15 protein-coding genes are annotated in these 15,155 nt (G+C 66.2%); 7 read left to right on the top strand and 8 right to left on the bottom strand.

Annotated features, from left to right (window positions below; all coding sequences use genetic code 11):
* Positions 1-45: 45 nt before the first annotated feature.
* From H2052_RS05800 to mutY, 8 genes are all read right to left on the bottom strand, one after another.
* On the bottom strand, positions 46-720 hold the full coding sequence (locus H2052_RS05800) for a hypothetical protein (RefSeq protein ID WP_293779065.1): 675 nt from the start codon (positions 718-720) through the stop codon (positions 46-48).
* Positions 701-1,357, bottom strand: a complete 657-nt coding sequence (locus H2052_RS05795) for a hypothetical protein (RefSeq protein WP_293779063.1) — start codon at positions 1,355-1,357, stop codon at positions 701-703. Before H2052_RS05795 ends, H2052_RS05800 begins: the two co-directional genes overlap by 20 nt.
* Before the next feature lie 112 nt (positions 1,358-1,469).
* A complete protein-coding gene (locus tag H2052_RS05790) occupies positions 1,470-1,961 on the bottom strand; it encodes a YbjN domain-containing protein (RefSeq protein WP_293779099.1) in 492 nt (163 codons plus the stop codon).
* Positions 1,962-2,084: 123 nt separating this feature from the next.
* The gene (locus H2052_RS05785; RefSeq protein ID WP_293779061.1) at positions 2,085-2,402 is read right to left on the bottom strand and encodes an accessory factor UbiK family protein; all 318 of its coding nucleotides are present in this window, start codon (positions 2,400-2,402) and stop codon (positions 2,085-2,087) included.
* A 27-nt stretch (positions 2,403-2,429) separates the two neighbouring features.
* Positions 2,430-2,930 (bottom strand): TspO/MBR family protein, encoded by a 501-nt coding sequence (locus H2052_RS05780; RefSeq protein ID WP_293779059.1) that lies wholly within the window; start codon positions 2,928-2,930, stop codon positions 2,430-2,432.
* Between the two features lie 5 nt (positions 2,931-2,935).
* Positions 2,936-6,043 carry an efflux RND transporter permease subunit gene (locus H2052_RS05775; RefSeq protein WP_293779057.1) on the bottom strand — a complete coding sequence of 1,036 codons (3,108 nt, stop codon included), beginning with the start codon at positions 6,041-6,043 and terminating at the stop codon, positions 2,936-2,938.
* Positions 6,040-7,128: an efflux RND transporter periplasmic adaptor subunit gene (locus tag H2052_RS05770; RefSeq protein ID WP_293779055.1), complete on the bottom strand. Its 1,089-nt coding sequence runs from the start codon at positions 7,126-7,128 to the stop codon at positions 6,040-6,042. The genes H2052_RS05775 and H2052_RS05770 overlap by 4 nt, the downstream gene beginning before the upstream one ends.
* Positions 7,129-7,164: 36 nt before the next feature.
* Complete coding sequence (gene mutY / locus H2052_RS05765; protein WP_293779053.1) at positions 7,165-8,217, bottom strand: A/G-specific adenine glycosylase; 1,053 nt, start codon at positions 8,215-8,217, stop codon at positions 7,165-7,167.
* A 65-nt stretch (positions 8,218-8,282) separates the two neighbouring features.
* On the opposite strand from mutY, the gene H2052_RS05760 reads away from it, so the two are divergent.
* The 7 genes from H2052_RS05760 to H2052_RS05730 all read left to right on the top strand — a co-directional run bounded on the left by H2052_RS05760 (position 8,283) and on the right by H2052_RS05730 (position 15,152).
* A complete protein-coding gene (locus tag H2052_RS05760; protein ID WP_293779051.1) occupies positions 8,283-8,738 on the top strand; it encodes a DciA family protein in 456 nt (151 codons plus the stop codon).
* Between the two features lie 136 nt (positions 8,739-8,874).
* A complete protein-coding gene (locus H2052_RS05755) occupies positions 8,875-9,594 on the top strand; it encodes a thioredoxin domain-containing protein (RefSeq protein ID WP_293779049.1) in 720 nt (239 codons plus the stop codon).
* Positions 9,595-9,629: 35 nt separating this feature from the next.
* Positions 9,630-13,085 carry an AAA family ATPase gene (locus tag H2052_RS05750; protein WP_293779047.1) on the top strand — a complete coding sequence of 1,152 codons (3,456 nt, stop codon included), beginning with the start codon at positions 9,630-9,632 and terminating at the stop codon, positions 13,083-13,085.
* Positions 13,086-13,264: 179 nt separating this feature from the next.
* The gene (locus H2052_RS05745) at positions 13,265-13,564 is read left to right on the top strand and encodes an AtpZ/AtpI family protein (protein ID WP_293779045.1); all 300 of its coding nucleotides are present in this window, start codon (positions 13,265-13,267) and stop codon (positions 13,562-13,564) included.
* 22 nt (positions 13,565-13,586) lie between these two features.
* Positions 13,587-14,315 (top strand): F0F1 ATP synthase subunit A, encoded by a 729-nt coding sequence (locus H2052_RS05740; RefSeq protein ID WP_293779043.1) that lies wholly within the window; start codon positions 13,587-13,589, stop codon positions 14,313-14,315.
* A gap of 45 nt (positions 14,316-14,360) precedes the next feature.
* Positions 14,361-14,585, top strand: coding sequence for a F0F1 ATP synthase subunit C (locus H2052_RS05735; protein WP_121048099.1), 225 nt, complete (start codon positions 14,361-14,363; stop codon positions 14,583-14,585).
* Positions 14,586-14,669: 84 nt separating this feature from the next.
* Positions 14,670-15,152, top strand: coding sequence for an ATPase (locus H2052_RS05730; protein ID WP_293779039.1), 483 nt, complete (start codon positions 14,670-14,672; stop codon positions 15,150-15,152).
* Positions 15,153-15,155: the final 3 nt, after the last annotated feature.

Raw genomic sequence — 15,155 nt, 5'->3', positions numbered from 1 at the left:
GTCTGGGTGCGAGGCGTCGGTTGCCTCGTTGGACGGCGGCGCCTCCTAATCCACGGTCTGTGTCCCGGGGGCGTTTTCCAGCGCCCCGGATAGACGGGTAGCCTCGGCAAGAAACGCGATTCCGGCCTCGCGACTTACAATCCCGGTGAAGCGCCCCAGATTGCCGCAGAACATGCCTACACGGCCGGTCCTTTCGACCTGAACAACGATCGGCGCACTCTGTAGAGATCCGTCCTGTGTCCGGAACGCGACATGGCCTGACAGTGAGGTCCGATTCTTGCAGAAGCCCTTGAAATCGCTTTTGCCAAGACATCTGTGAAGGCTCACGGCCTTGGTCAGATGAAGGGTCAGATCGGCGTCGGTTGCGTCAGCCTCGGCCAGAACGCCGTCGTCGTCATACTCCGTGACCAGTTTCCGCATCAGGACGCTAATCGGATTATCCACCTTGTAGGCTTCGCAGTAGATGCTGACGTTTTTCATGACATGATCGACACTGGGGGCGATGACGAGTCCTATGTTCCAAGCGCCGTGCGAAGGGTCCGGAGAAAACGGGCCCTCAATGCCCTGATCGTCAGCGGCGGCCTGAATCGCCTGCAGATCGATACTGTAGTCAATGCTGCGTGCCGAAGCCGGAGCGGACAGCAAGGCGAGACCCACTCCGGCAATCAGGGCGCCCGCCGGGCATACGCTCTTGGCTGTGTCAGTCGGTCGACGCGACATTGCTGGCCTTTTGCGCTTTCTGCTTTTCCTTCAGCCGCTTCTTCCAGTCCTTCTTCGTGCTGCCGGTCAGGAGGCGGGCGCTTTCGAGTGCGAATTCCTCGGCCAGCCTCTCCCGAATGCCGCCGCCGCGAATGAGCATGCCTCCCCATCCCGAATGCGTGTTGATCACGTGCACATAGAATGAGCCAATGTTCGCGCCCGTTGCGGGATCCACGACATCGATGAGTCCGGCAAGTTCATCTGCGCTGCCGATCAGCATGGCGACTGCGGCGTTGGCGGTGCGGATGGTTTCGATGGTGATCTTCAGATCGACGGCTTTGCCTTTGGACTCGTCTAGACCCCATTCGCGCGTCACGTCGCGCATCACGAGCGGTAACATGGCAGAGAACGGCAGGGTATCGTATGTGTCGGCAGCAGGCTGGACGGCGGGCGGATTGGCGGGGTCGTAAGGCGGAAGGCCTTCTTCGGCGCGTTTGGCCAGCGCCTTTTCTTCGATCTTGTCGAACTTTTCGCGCGCGGAATCGGCAATCGTGACAGTCACGGCGGCAACATAATTGTTGTCCACGATGTCCGCAGGCAGTTCTTCTATGACTTTTCGCTGTTTTGCCTCTGCGACAGGGGCGGCAATCAAGAACAACGCAAGAAAAATGTACCGAATCATGATGCCCCCTAAGCAATGCGAGGGCGCCACTAAGGCAAAGCTGAATTATTTCGGCAAGACAATAATATGGAAAACGGGACGATAGTCGTCAGGCCTCGCCCACCGTATCGATCAGCGCGGCGTCGAGCGCCTCGCGCGGGGTTTTCCCGGCCCAGAGGATGAACTGGAAGACGGGGTAGTAGCGTTCGCACTCGTCGACGGCGGCTTCGACCAGCGTTTCGGCCTGCGCGAGCGAGAGGCCGCTGTCGTCATCCGCGGCGTCGAGCATCGAGGCGTGGCGGAAGAGGAGCGTGCCGTCTGCCGACCACATCTCGAAATGGCCGAGCCAAAGCTGCTCGTTGATGAGGCTGAGCACTTCCCACACGGCGGCGCGGCGGTTTTCCGGCACACGGATGTCGGGCATGGCGATGAACTGGAGGACGCGCTCTTCCTCGCGCCAGAGCGCGCGGAGCTGGTACGTCGTCCAGCTGCCCTCAACGCGGGCGATGAGTTCCTCGTCGCTGGCGCGCTCGAACGACCAGCCATGCGCGCCGAAATAATGCTCCAGCATGTCGAGCGGCGCTGCCGTGGCCTGGGCCATTTCAAGTTCGAGTTCGGTCAATAGCTCGTCCGATGGGATTCACGCCTGTACCATATATGGTGCGATGCCTGGTCGCGGCACGCAAGACGCTGTGCGCCGCCGCCCACGAATTTGCTGTGGATATCAGGCGGCGGGTGCTGATTTGCCTGCCTTCTTCGCTGCGGGCTTGCGGGCCGGTGCGGCCTTTTCCGGAGCTGTGCCCGCTGCCGCTTCGAGCCTGGCGATTCGTGCCTTCAGCTCTTCGTTTTCGGCGCGGGCGTTTGCAGCCATCTGCTTCACGGCCTCGAATTCCTCGCGCTTCACCAGATCAAGGCCGCCGACGAACTCCTCCATGCGGGCGCGGAAACCCGCCTCCATCTCGCGGCCCATACCGGCAAGCGAGCCCATGGCGCCGGTCGCCATGCGGGAAAAGTCGTCGAAGAAGCGGTTTTTGGACTGCATGGACGGGGCCTTCGCTGTGTTGTGGGCCTAATATGGCGGCGCGGCGCCCGGATTCAACTGCCAGATGCGAAAGGCAAGCCCGGCGGCGAAGCAGAGCCACGCAAGATAGGGCACGAGCAGCCACGCGGCGATGCGGTCGAGCCGGGCAAAGGCGAACGTCGTGGCGAGCGCGGCGGCGAGGATGACGAGGATGAGCGCGAAGCTGGGGCCGAGCAGGTGCAGCTTGAAGAACAGCGTCGACCATATGAGGTTGAGCACGAGCTGGGCGGCGAACAGCAGGGCCGCGCGCTGCCGGTCCCGCCCCGGTGGGCACGCGAGGACGCGGGCGATGGCGACGCCCATCAGCGCGTAAAGCAGCGTCCAGACGATGCCGAACACGAAACCGGGCGGATAGAGCGCAGGCTTTGCGAGTTCCGCGAACCAGGGATTGTCCTCCCCCGAGCCCGCGACGACGCCGGACAACGAGCCGAGCAGCATCACGCCCGGAACGGTGAGGAAGGCGAGACGCAGACTCTTGGGAAGTGCCATGGTTCTTACTCCGCCGGGGCAGGTGCTGCGCCGCGCTCTTCGTCCAGCTTGCGCGTGACGGCGAGCGGCGAGCCGGTGCTCCGGGCAAGGCGCCGGTAGAAGACGGGGATGACGAACAGCGTGAGCAAAGTCGCGAGGCTGACGCCCCACACGACGACGGTGCCGATCGCCTGACGCGAGGCCGCGCCCGCGCCTGACGCGAGCATCAGCGGCACCGCGCCCGCGACGGTCGCGATCGATGTCATGATGACGGGACGCAGGCGGCGCACGGCAGCGCGGCGGATCGCATCGTCGAACGCGACGCCCTGATCGCGCAGCTGGTTCGCGAACTCGACGATGAGAATGCCGTTCTTCGCCGCAAGCCCCACGAGCATGACGATGCCGATCTGGCTGTAGAGGTTGAGCGATTGGCCCATGACGACGAGGCCGAGCAGCCCGCCGCCGACCGCGAGCGGCACGGTGAGCACGATGACGCCGGGATGCACCCAGCTTTCGAACTGCGCGGCGAGCACGAGGAACACGAGCAGGATGGTAACGCCGAGCACGCCCCAGATCGCGCCGCCCGTCTGCTTGAACGCGCGGCTTTCGCCGTCGTAGCCGATCGCCGCGACTTCGGGCAGCGTCGAGGCTTCCGCCTCCAGCCAGTCGAGCGCCTCTCCGAGCGAATAGCCGGGCGCGACCGAACCTTCGAGCGTGATGGCGCGGAGCTTGTTGAAATGGCCAAGCTCGCCCGCGTCCGCAAAGCTGCGCAGCGAAACGAGGTTCGAGAGCGGAATGACGTCTCCCGTGCGCGAGCGGACGTAGACGTTGGAGAGGTCCTGCGGGGTCAGCCGGTCCTTCTCCTCGGCCTGCACGATGACGCGGTATTCCTCGCCCCGGTCGATGTAGGTGGTGACGCGGCGCGAACCCATCATGGTTTCGAGCGTGCGGCCAATCTCGCTGACGGATACGCCGAGGTCGCCCGCGCGCGTCGTGTCGATGTCGACGAGAAGCTGCGGCTTCGTTTCCTTGTAATCGGCTTCGAGGTTCTCGATGCCGGGATAGGCGGCGGCGGCGTCCATGATCGCGTCGCGGGCGCGGGCGAGTTCCTCGAACGTCGCGCCGGCGATGACGAAACGGATCGGGCGGCCGCCGCGGCTGCCGATGGTCTGACCTCCCGAGGCGAAACTGCGCACGCCCGGGTAGTCCTCCAGCTTCTGCTGGACCATCTGTGCGGTTTCCGCAGTCGTCTGCTCGCGTTCCGACCAGGGCTTCAGGAACACCACCATGCGGCCGCTTGCGAAATCCTCGGTCGTGCCCCAGCTGCCTGGCGCACGCACCATCAAGCGGCGGACCGGGCCGTCGTCGATCATCGGCAGCACCCGCGCCTGCAGATCCTCCATATAGCGGACCATCTGGTCGAACCCGGTGCCTTCCGCCGCGGTGACACTCACTTGCAGGTTGCCGGTGTCTTCGAGCGGGGCGAGTTCGGACGGGAGCGTCGTTGCAAGCGCGATGCAGCCCGCGACGACGGCGGCAGAAATGCCTCCGATCAGAAGTGGACGCGTGAGCAGGCGGCCGAGCGCCCGGTCATAGGCGGCGGACACGCGATCGAAACGCTGATCGACCCATTTCGTCATGCGGTTCGCGCCGGTTTCCGGCTTCAGCATCTTCGAGCAGAGCATCGGCGTCAGCGTCAGGGCGATGAAGCCCGAGAAGGCGACCGCGCCGATCATCGCGGCCGCGAGTTCGCGAAACAGCAGCCCGGTGTTGCCGGCAAGGAACATGATCGGCACGAACACGGAACAGACGACTGCCGTTGTCGCGACCACGGCGAATGCGACCTGGCGCGCGCCTTCATACGCGGCGACAAGCGGCGTCTCGCCCTGCTCGATCCGGTAATAGATGTTTTCGAGCACGACGATGGCGTCGTCGACGACAAGGCCGATCGCAAGCACGAGCGCGAGCAGCGTAAGAAGGTTGATCGAAAGCCCGAGCGCCCAGAGCACGGCGAATGTCGCAATCAGACAGATCGGCACCGTGACGGCGGGAATAAGCGTGGCGCGCGCCGAGCCGAGAAAAATGTAGATCACGAGAATGACGAGAACCGAGGCTTCAGCGAGCGTCTTCCAGACGTTTTCGATGGCCGCGGAAATAAACACCGAACTGTCGTTCGAGATGTCGATGCTGACGCCGGCGGGCAGCATCTTGCGCGTATCCTCGATCCGGGCCCTGACCTCTTCGGCCACGGCAAGGGTGTTTGCGCCCGACTGGCGAACGATTCCAATGCCGACGCCCGGTTTGCCGTTCGATCGGAAGAAGCTGTACGGGTTTTCGGGGCCGACCTCGACGCGTGCGACGTCGCCGAGGCGGACCAAATGGCCGTCTGCGCCGCGCGAAATGACGAGGGCGCTGAAATCCTCCACCCTGCTGTAGGCGCGTGCGACACGGACCGTGAGGTTCTGTGTTTCCGCCTCGACGCGCCCGGCGGGCAGCTCCACGTTCTGGGCGCGCAGCGCGGTCTCGATATCGCCGGGCGTCAGCCGGTAGGCGGCGAGCTTCGCGCGATCGAGCCAGATCCGCATGGCGGGCCGCGAGAGACCGGCAACCATGACGCGCGCGACGCCGTCGATCGATGAGAAGCGATCAACGAGGATGCGGTCCGCGTAGTCGGCAAGCCAGAGCGGATCACGCTCCTCGCCGGAAAGATGCATCCAGAGGATCGGCTGTGAATCGACGTCGACCTTGCGGATTTCCGGCGGGATCACTTCGTCGGGCAAATCATCGGCAAGGCCGCTGACGCGGTCGCGGATGTCGTTCGCCGCATCGTCCACATTGCGTGTCGCTGAGAATTCGATGGTGACGTCCGAAACGCCGTCCCGTGAGCGCGAGCGGATCATCTCGATGCCTTCAACGCCAGCGATCCGGTCCTCGACAAGCTGGGTTATGCGCGATTCGACGACGCTTGCAGCCGCGCCGGGATACGCCACCTCGACCGAAACGATCGGCGGCTCGATGGCCGGATACTCGCGCACCGGCAGCGAGAAGAAGGCGATGGCGCCGGCCAGCACGATGATGAGGCTGACGACAGCCGCGAATACGGGGCGTTTGACCGAGACATCGGAAAGGATCACCGGGACTTCCCTGCGCCCGCCGCGGCGCCGGAGAGGGCCCCGGTGGTGGATTTCTCGGGCGATCCCGGAAACACGGGCCTAACCTCCGCATCGTCGCGAACCTTTACGACGCCGTCGGCGACGATGCGGTCGCCGCGCTTCAGGCCGCCGGTGATTTCCACCATGCCGCCCGACCGCATCCCGACCTCGACCGGAACGCGGTTGGCCACGTTCTTCTCATCGAGCCGGAAGATGAACTGGCGGTCGCCCTGTGCGACGAGCGCCAGTTCGGGGACGGCGAGCGCATCGCGCGGATTGGTGACGATGGACACGGTGAGCAACATGCCGGGGTGCAGACGCCGGTCGGGGTTCGGGAGCAGCGCACGAACGGCAACCGAGCGGGTGATCGGATCGACCTGCGACTCGATACCTTCCACGGTGCCTCGGAACACTTCGCCTGGCCAGGCCTGCGCGCGCGCCTCTATATTCTGTCCGGCTTTGACCGCCGAGATGAAACGCTCGGGCACGGTGAAATCGAGCTTGATTGAGCTGATGTCGTTGATGGTCGCGATCTCGGTGCCCGCCGTAACGACGCTGCCCGGCGAGAGGCGGCGCAGGCCGATGACGCCGGAGAAGGGCGCGCGGATGATACGGTCGCCGATCTGGGCACGGATCGCGCCTGCCTGGGCCCGCGCCTGGTCGCGCGCGGCGGTTTGGGCATCGATGCTGGCGTTGGTGGCGAAACCGCGCTGCTGGAGTTCGCGCAGGCGGCTGAGTTGCTGCTGCGCCTCGCGCGAGCGCGCCTCTGCGCTGGCAAGGTCCGCATTCTGCTCGACGGTGCGCAGCACGGCGATCACGGTGCCCGCCTGCACATAGGCGCCATCGGCGAAACGCAGGGATTCAACGCGTTCGGTGACGGTGGAGGTCAGCGTCGTGGATTCGCGCGCAAAGGCCGTGCCTACCGCATCAATGCTGTCGACGAAGCGCATGGGTTCGACAATTCCGCCGACCACGGTCGGCGCGCGGCCTTCACCGCCGCCTTTCTGTCCGCCGCAAGCAGCCAGTAAAAGGGCGAGCGCGAACGCAACGTGCCTCGATATCGACAATTCAAACTCCGATCAGGCGTACGCCGCTCACTACGGCTAAAAATCGCCCATACAGGCCGCAAAGTCCAATGCTTTACGAAACAGCGTCGGCAAATCCCGCGCAGCGGATGCATCCGCTGCGCGCCAATCCCCCGCTGGTTTCGTTATTCCTGACAGATCGCCCGAAAACACGGTCAGATGCAACTCGAAATGCGTGAAAACGTGGGTAACGCGCCCTTCGCCGCGCAACCAGCGCGCGGGGGCAGGGGCGCCGGGATGCGCGCCATCGGCCACCGGGGTGTTCGCGATCTCGCTCATCGGCAGCCCGAGCATCCCGCCGAGAAGCCCGCGTGGCGGCCGCCGCACGAGCAGGACCTCGTCGCGGTCGCGCAGCACATAGGCATTGGCGTAGCGCACCGGGCGTGGCGCTTTCTTCGCCTTTTTCGGGAGCAGATCGGCGACGCCTCGCCGCGCCGCGTCGCAGCACGTCGCCACGGGGCATACGAGGCAATCGGGAGACCGGGGACGGCAGACCGTGGCGCCGAGATCCATCATCGCCTGCGCGAAATCGCCGGCGCGCGCAGCGGGCGTGATCGTATCGGCAAGCGCGCGAAGCGCGGGCTTCGCGGCGGGCAAGGGCTCCTCAACCGCGAATAGCCGCGCGACGACGCGCTCGACGTTGCCGTCCACGACGACGGCGCGCTCGCCGAAGGCGATCGCCGTGATCGCCGCCGCCGTATAGGCGCCGATGCCGGGAAGGCTGAGCAGCCCGTCTTCGGTGGATGGGAAGCGGCCGCCGTGATCGGCCGCAACTGCGCGCGCGCAGGCGAGGAGATTGCGCGCGCGGGCGTAGTAGCCGAGGCCCGCCCATGCCGCGAGCACGTCTCCGTCTTCAGTCGCCGCGAGCGCCTCCACGCTCGGCCACCGGGACGTGAAATGCTCGAAATAGGGGATGACCGCCGCGACGGTCGTCTGCTGGAGCATGATCTCCGAAAGCCACACACGATAAGGATCAGCCGCGTTTGCGCCGGGCGGCGCGCGCCACGGCAGGCGGCGGTGCGACCGGTCGTACCAGGCGAGCAGCGGTGCGGCGATTTCCTTGGCGGGCATGGCGCGCCTATGGCATGGGTTTCACCATGAGGAAACCGGGTGACAGGAGAGGCGGGAGCCGGTCGGTGGCCGAGCTTGTGCCGCTCGTGGGGCGCAAGGCGTTCCGCCGCTTCGGCTTTGTCGACAGTGCGGTCGTTGCGCGCTGGCCGGAGATCGTGGGGCCGGACTATGCGCGGCATTCGACGCCCGAATCGCTGAGCTTCCCGCACGGCAAGCGTAGCGGCGGCACGCTCAACCTTTCCGCCACCGGCTCGCACGCGCTGATGATCCAGCATGTCGCGCCGCAGATCATCGAACGGGTGAACCGCTTTTTCGGCTACGATGCCGTCGCGCGCATCGCCATCCGGCAGGGGCTACCCGCGGAGCGCACACCGGCGGGCGATTCCGTGCAGACCCCCGGCGAGGTGCCCGACGACGTGGCGGGCAGTCTGAAAGCGATCGCCGACGACGAGCTTCGGCAGAGCTTGGAAGACCTTGCGCGGCAGATGAGCGCGACGAAGGGGCTGCCCCTCATCCGATAGCTGGAGACGTGCTGATCGGCTTTGACTTGGGTTGCTGGCCTCGTCATAGTGCCCCACCCGCATCTGTGGCAGGTATTGGGTTTCTTCGAAGGTGGACTACCAGATGTTGAGAAAAGCGCGGTTCAAGGCCTTGTGCATGTTTGGTGCTGTCGCAGTGCTTTCCGCCTGCGGTCAGGAGTCGTCAGAGGCCGCCGGCAACAAGGCCGGCAGCGCCCCCAAGGCAGCCGCGCCGGCGGCGAAAGCCAACTGGCTGGAAGCCGTGAAGGCGACGCCCGAGGGCGGCTTCGCGATCGGCAACCCGAATGCACCGGTGAAGCTCATCGAATTCGCGTCGCTTACCTGCCCGCACTGCCGCGATTTCCATGAAATGGCGATGCCGACCATCAAGGGCGAGTACGTCGCCAAGGGCAAGGTCTATTACGAGTTCCGCAACTTCGTGCTGAACCCGGCGGATTACGGCGCCACGATGCTTGCGCGCTGCCAGGGGCCGAGCGCGTTCTTCGGGCTTGCCGACGCTTTCTTCAAGAACCAGCAGGCGTGGATCGAACCGTTCACCAAGCTGACCGAGGCGCAGACAGCGCCGCTGCAATCGATGTCGCCGGACGAGCAGGTCGTCACCTACGCGAAGCTCGGCGGGCTCGACGGTTTCGTGCGCGCGCGCGGCATTCCGGAAGCGAAGTTCAAGGCTTGCCTGACCGACGCGAACCAGCGCGGCCAGCTGGAGACGATCCGCAAGACCGCGGTCGAGCAGTACAAGGTGACGGGCACGCCCGCGTTCGTGCTGAACGACAAGTCGCTCGAAGGCGTGCACAGCTGGGCGGACCTCGAACCGCTGCTCAAGGATGCCGTGAAGTAGCGTGAAGCGTGTGGGCGTGAGAGAGCGGGGGACGCGTGCATTTCAGGCGGCTTAGACTCGCCGGATTCAAATCCTTCGTCGATCCTGTGGAACTCAGGATCGAGGACGGGCTGACGGGCGTCGTTGGCCCGAACGGCTGCGGCAAGTCCAACCTCCTTGAAGCCATCCGCTGGGTGATGGGCGAATCGAGCGCCAAATCCTTGCGCGGCGGCGGCATGGAAGACGTGATCTTCGCCGGCACCGACCGTCGCCCGGCGCGCGACGCCGCGCACGTGACGCTGCATCTCGACAATTCCAGCCGCCGCGCGCCCGCACAGTTCAACGATTCGGACGATCTCGAAGTCGTTCGCCACATCGAACGCGGCCTCGGCTCGGCGTACCGCATCAACGGCCGAGACGTGCGCCAGAAGGACGTGCAGCTGCTGTTCGCGGATGCTGCGACCGGCGCACACTCGCCCGCGCTCGTCAGCCAGGGCCGCATCGGCGCGATCATCGCCGCGAAGCCTCAAGATCGTCGCCTGCTGCTCGAAGAGGCGGCGGGGATTTCGGGTCTGCATGTGCGCCGCAAGGACGCGGAGCAGCGCCTGCGCGCGGCGGAAACCAACCTCACCCGCCTCGACGACGTGCTGCAGGGCCTGTCGTCGCAGGCCGCGAACCTGAAGCGGCAGGCGCGGCAGGCGGAGCGCTACAAGAAACTCTCCGAGCAGATCCGTATCGCCGAGGCGATGCTGCTTTACGCGAAGGCCTGTGAGGCGACCGCCGATGCCAACGCCGCGAAGGCCGAGGCGGAAGCCTTGCGCGGGAAGATCGAGGACGCGACGCGGCTCGGCGCCGCAATCTCGGCGCGGCAGTCGGACGCCGCCGCGAACCTGCCGCCGCTGCGCGAGGCTGAGGCCGAAGCCGCGGCGATCCTGCAGCGCCTGAAACTCTCGCGCGATTCGCTGAACGCCGAACTCAACGAGGTCGAGCGCCGCCGCCGCGAGGCAGAAGCGCGGCGCGAGGCGGCGGAGCGCGACATTGCGCGCGAGGATGCGCTGCACCACGACGCGCACGCCGCGCTCGAACGGCTCGCGACGGAAGATGCCGGTATCGCCGCGCGGCTGGATGAGGCTGAGGCCGCGCTTGGCCCGGCGCAAGCGCGCATTACCGATCTTGAAGCCGTCGTGGAGGCCGATCAGCGCACGCTCGCCGACGCTCTCGCCGCGCAGGCCGAGGCGCAGGGGCAGCGCCGGGCGATCGAGGCCGAGCTTTCCGCGCTGCGCTCGCAGATTGCGCGCGCCGAATCCGAAAAGACGCGCACGCTCGCCGCGCAGGCCGCCGCCGCGCAGGGCGATGACGCCGGCGAACGCCTGATCGCCGCCGAAGCCCGCGCGAAAGAGGCCGAGGCTGAGGCCGAGCGCGCCTCTGCCGCCATCGCGACCGGCGAGGAACGCCGCGCCGGGGCAGAGACCGCGCGCGAGGCGGCGCAGGCGAAACGCGGCGAGGCGCAGGCGGCGCTTTCGGCGCTCGCCGGAGAGCGGCAGTCGCTCCAGCGCTCGCTCGCGGCGAGCCGCGGCGGCGATGCCGAGCCGCTGATCGACCGCGTCCGCGTGACCAAGGGTTTCGAGGCGGCGTTCGCCGCCTCGCTCGGCGACGACACGGCGGCACCCGTGGGCGGCGAAAGCGGACGGCGCTGGGGCGGGGCGCTGAAGGGCGAGTGGGATCCGGGGCTTCCCGCGGGCGCGCGGCCGCTTTCCGACGTGATCCAAGCGCCCGAGGAACTCGCGCGCCGCGCCGCGCAAATCGGCATCGTCGACGACGAGATGCTGGACCGGATGGCGGCGAAGCTTTCCGTCGGCCAGCGGTTGGTGACCCGCGAAGGGCGCATGGTCCGCTGGGACGGCTTCCGCACCGAGGCGGGCGACGGCAGCGCGGCTGCCGAAAAGCTGCGCCAGCGCAACCGGCTCGCCGAGGTCGAGGCATTGCTGCCCGATGCCGAGGCGGCGGTGGAAGTGCTCGATACTGAACTTGCCGCCGCGCGCGCGATTGTTGCCGAAACGGCCTCCGCGATCGACGCCGAGCGCCAGGCGCTCCGCCGCGCCGAAGCCGCCCGCGCGGATGCGGCGAAGACGATGTCGCAGCTCGCCGGCGAGGTCGAACGCCGCGCCGCGCAGCTCGAAGCGTTCGCGGCGGCGGTGACGCGCGCGAACGATCAGATCGCCGAATCCAGCGAGAAGATGCAGGGGCTTGAAGCGGCGCTGCTCGAAGTGCCGGGCGCCGAAGGGCTGACCGAAGCGGTGACGGCCGCGCGCAACACCGCGGACGCGCACCGCTCCGATCTCGCCACCGCGCGCGCCGAGCATGTGGCGCTGCAACGCGGCCTGCAAAGCGACACCGCGCGCCGCGAGGCGATCACTGCGGAGCGTGAGGCGTGGGAACGCCGGATCTCCGGTAGCGCTGCGCAGCGCGAGGAACTTGCGGCGCGAATCGCAGCGGCGAACGCGACGATCGCCGAAATCGCCGACGTGCCCGCCGCCATTGCCGAGCGTCAGGCGCGCCTCGCGGGCGATCTCGCTGACGCAGAAGCCGCGCGTCAGGCGGCGGCGGACCGCCTCGCTGCAGCCGAAAGCGCACTCCGCACCATCGACGCCGAGGCGCGCGAGGCGACCGAAATTCTCTCGATGCTACGCGAGGAGCGCGGCCGCATCGAGGTACGCGTTGAAAATTGCGAGCACCGGCGTACCGAACTCAACCGCCTGTCGGTCGAGCGCTTCCAGTGCTCGCCGCAGATGCTGCCCCAGCGTTTCGAATTTAGCGACGAGAACATGGAGGACGCCGAAACGCTGACCTCCGGGCTCGACCGCCTGACCGGCGAGCGCGAACGCATGGGGCCGGTGAACCTGCGCGCCGACGTCGAACTCGAAGAGATCGAGACGACGCTCGCCACCTCGACATCCGAACGCGAGGAGCTGGAAACGGCGATCGCCCGCCTGCGCGGCAGCATCGGCTCGCTGAACCGCGAGGGCCGTGCGCGGCTTTTGACCGCGTTCGAGGAGGTGAACCGCCACTTCGGCGACCTTTTCTCCAGCCTGTTCGGCGGCGGCGAGGCGCGGCTCGAACTCATCGAATCGGACGATCCGCTCGAAGCGGGTCTCGAGATCATGGCGCAGCCGCCGGGCAAGAAGCTGCAATCGCTGACGCTGCTTTCGGGCGGCGAGCAGGCGTTGACGGCCGTGGCGCTGATCTTCGGCCTGTTCCTGACGAACCCGGCGCCGATCTGCGTGCTCGACGAGGTCGACGCGCCGCTCGACGACGCCAATATCGAACGTTTCTGCGATCTTCTCGACCGCATGACCACGCTCACCGACACGCGCTTCCTTATTGTGACGCACAATGCCGTGACCATGAGCCGCATGCATCGTCTCTACGGCGTCACCATGGGCGAGAAAGGCGTTAGCCAGCTTGTTTCCGTGGACCTCGGGCGCGCCGAAACGCTGCTCGCGGCAGAGTAGAGATGCCGCCGCGTCTGCCATGCCGCGCTGCGGCAAGGCGAGCGTTGACTTGGCGAAAACCCGCCACTAAACGTGCGCTCGCGTTCGGGGTTTCGGCTCCGGCGTCTCGTCGCTTGCCGGAAACGGCATGTGTTTCGGGTGGACCGTTCAAACTGTCCTCAAGGGCATGGAGATGATCGTTGGCAGATGACCGACGCATCGAACCCGACGACCTCGGTCGTCGGCTTGCCGAGGCCAAGGAGCGTGCCAGTCCGAAGCGTGACGGGCTTAAACGGGAAGAGAACAGGGGCTGGTCGATCGCCATCGAGTTCATCGGTGCGATCCTCGTGGGTGCCTTCTTCGGCTGGCTGATCGATGGCTGGTTCGGAACGGGGCCTTACGGAATGATCCTGTTCTTTTTGCTCGGCTTCGGCGCCGGTCTGCGCACGGTGATGCGCAAGAGCGGCGACTTCGACGGCAACCCGGACGACAACAACTAAGGTTCAGGAGCGCGGGCTTTCAATGGCGAACCCGATGGAACAGTTCGAGATCAAGACGCTCAGCCCGATCGCGCTGGGCGGTTACGACGTCTCGTTCACCAATTCGTCGCTGTGGATGATGATCGCGCTCGTCACGGTCGCGGGTTTCCTCTTCATCGGCACGGCCGCGCCGAAGCTCGTTCCCGGGCGCTGGCAGGCCTCCGTCGAGTATCTAGAGGAATTCATCCGCAACATGCTGGCGGAAAACGTCGGGCCGGAAGGCCGCCGTTACGTGCCGCTGGTGTTCGCGCTTTTCATCTTCGTGCTTGGCTGCAACCTGCTCGGCCTGCTGCCCTTCGTGGGCGCGTTCACGCCGACCAGCCATATCGCTGTGACCTTCGGCCTTGCCGCGCTCGTCTTCCTGGTGGTGCTGGGCGTCGGCTTCGCCCGCCACGGGCTGCACTTCTTCTCGCTGTTCATCCCCAAGGATTGCCCGATCGTGCTGCTGCCGCTGGTGACGGCGATCGAGTTCGTCTCTTTCCTGTCGCGCCCGTTCACGCTGGCGATCCGGTTGTTCGCGAACATGACCGCGGGCCACGTGCTTCTGAAGGTGTTCGGCGGCTTCGTCGTCAGCCTCGGCGTGTTCGGTCTGCTGCCGCTCGGCGTCAATGTCGCGCTCACTGCGCTCGAAGTGATGATCGCTGTGGTGCAGGCCTACGTGTTCGCGCTGCTGACGTCGATCTATCTGAACGACGCGGTCAATCTTCACTAGTTTCAACGTAATCCCAACAGCTTAGTTCAACGGAAGGGTTTCAACATGGATATCGCATCAGCCAAGCTCATCGGTGCCGGTCTCGCTGCTGTCGGCGCGGGCATTGCCGCCATCGGCGTGGGCACGATCTTCGGTCAGTTCCTCCAGGGCGCGCTGCGCAACCCGGCCGCTGCCGACAAGCTCGGCGGCCGTCTGATCTTCGGCTTCGCCGTGACCGAAGCGCTCGGCCTGATCGCCGCCGTCGTCGCGCTCGCGCTCGCGTTCGGTTGATCCGCTAGGGCTTTGCACCGGCGCGACATGCGTGCCGGTGCGCGCCCTTCTGATCGTTCAGCCGGATTCGCATCGGGGTAAGTCATGCCACAGTTCGACCCGTCAAATTTTCTGCCGCAGATGTTCTGGCTGGCGATTGCATTCGCCATCCTTTACTTCGGCGTCGTCCGCCTGACGCTGCCGAAAATCGGCAAGGTCGTCGACGAACGCGCCAGCATCATCGCGGCCGATCTTGCGGCGGCGGAACTGGCGCACACGGCTGCCACGAACACGGGCGAGGTTTATAATGCCGTGCTCGCCAAATCCCGCGAAGCCGCGACAGGCGTCGTGGGCGAAGCGAAGGCGGCCACGGCTCGCGAAAACGAAGCGAAGCTCGCCGCACTCGATGCCGAACTGAATGCGCGTCTCGCCTCGGCGGAAGCTCGCATTTCAGATGCGCGTGCCAAGGCGCTGGGCGAGATCGACGCCGCGGCGAGCGAAGCGGCGGCCGATGTCGTCGAACGCTTGACCGGCGTTCGGCCCGGCGCGTTGGAAGCCAGGGCCGCGGTCGACGCGAGCCTTTCGTAGGAA

The sequence above is a fragment of the Sphingosinicella sp. genome (assembly GCF_013911755.1).
GTDB lineage: Bacteria > Pseudomonadota > Alphaproteobacteria > Sphingomonadales > Sphingomonadaceae > Sphingosinicella.
This window is presented reverse-complemented; position numbering and strand designations above follow the sequence as displayed.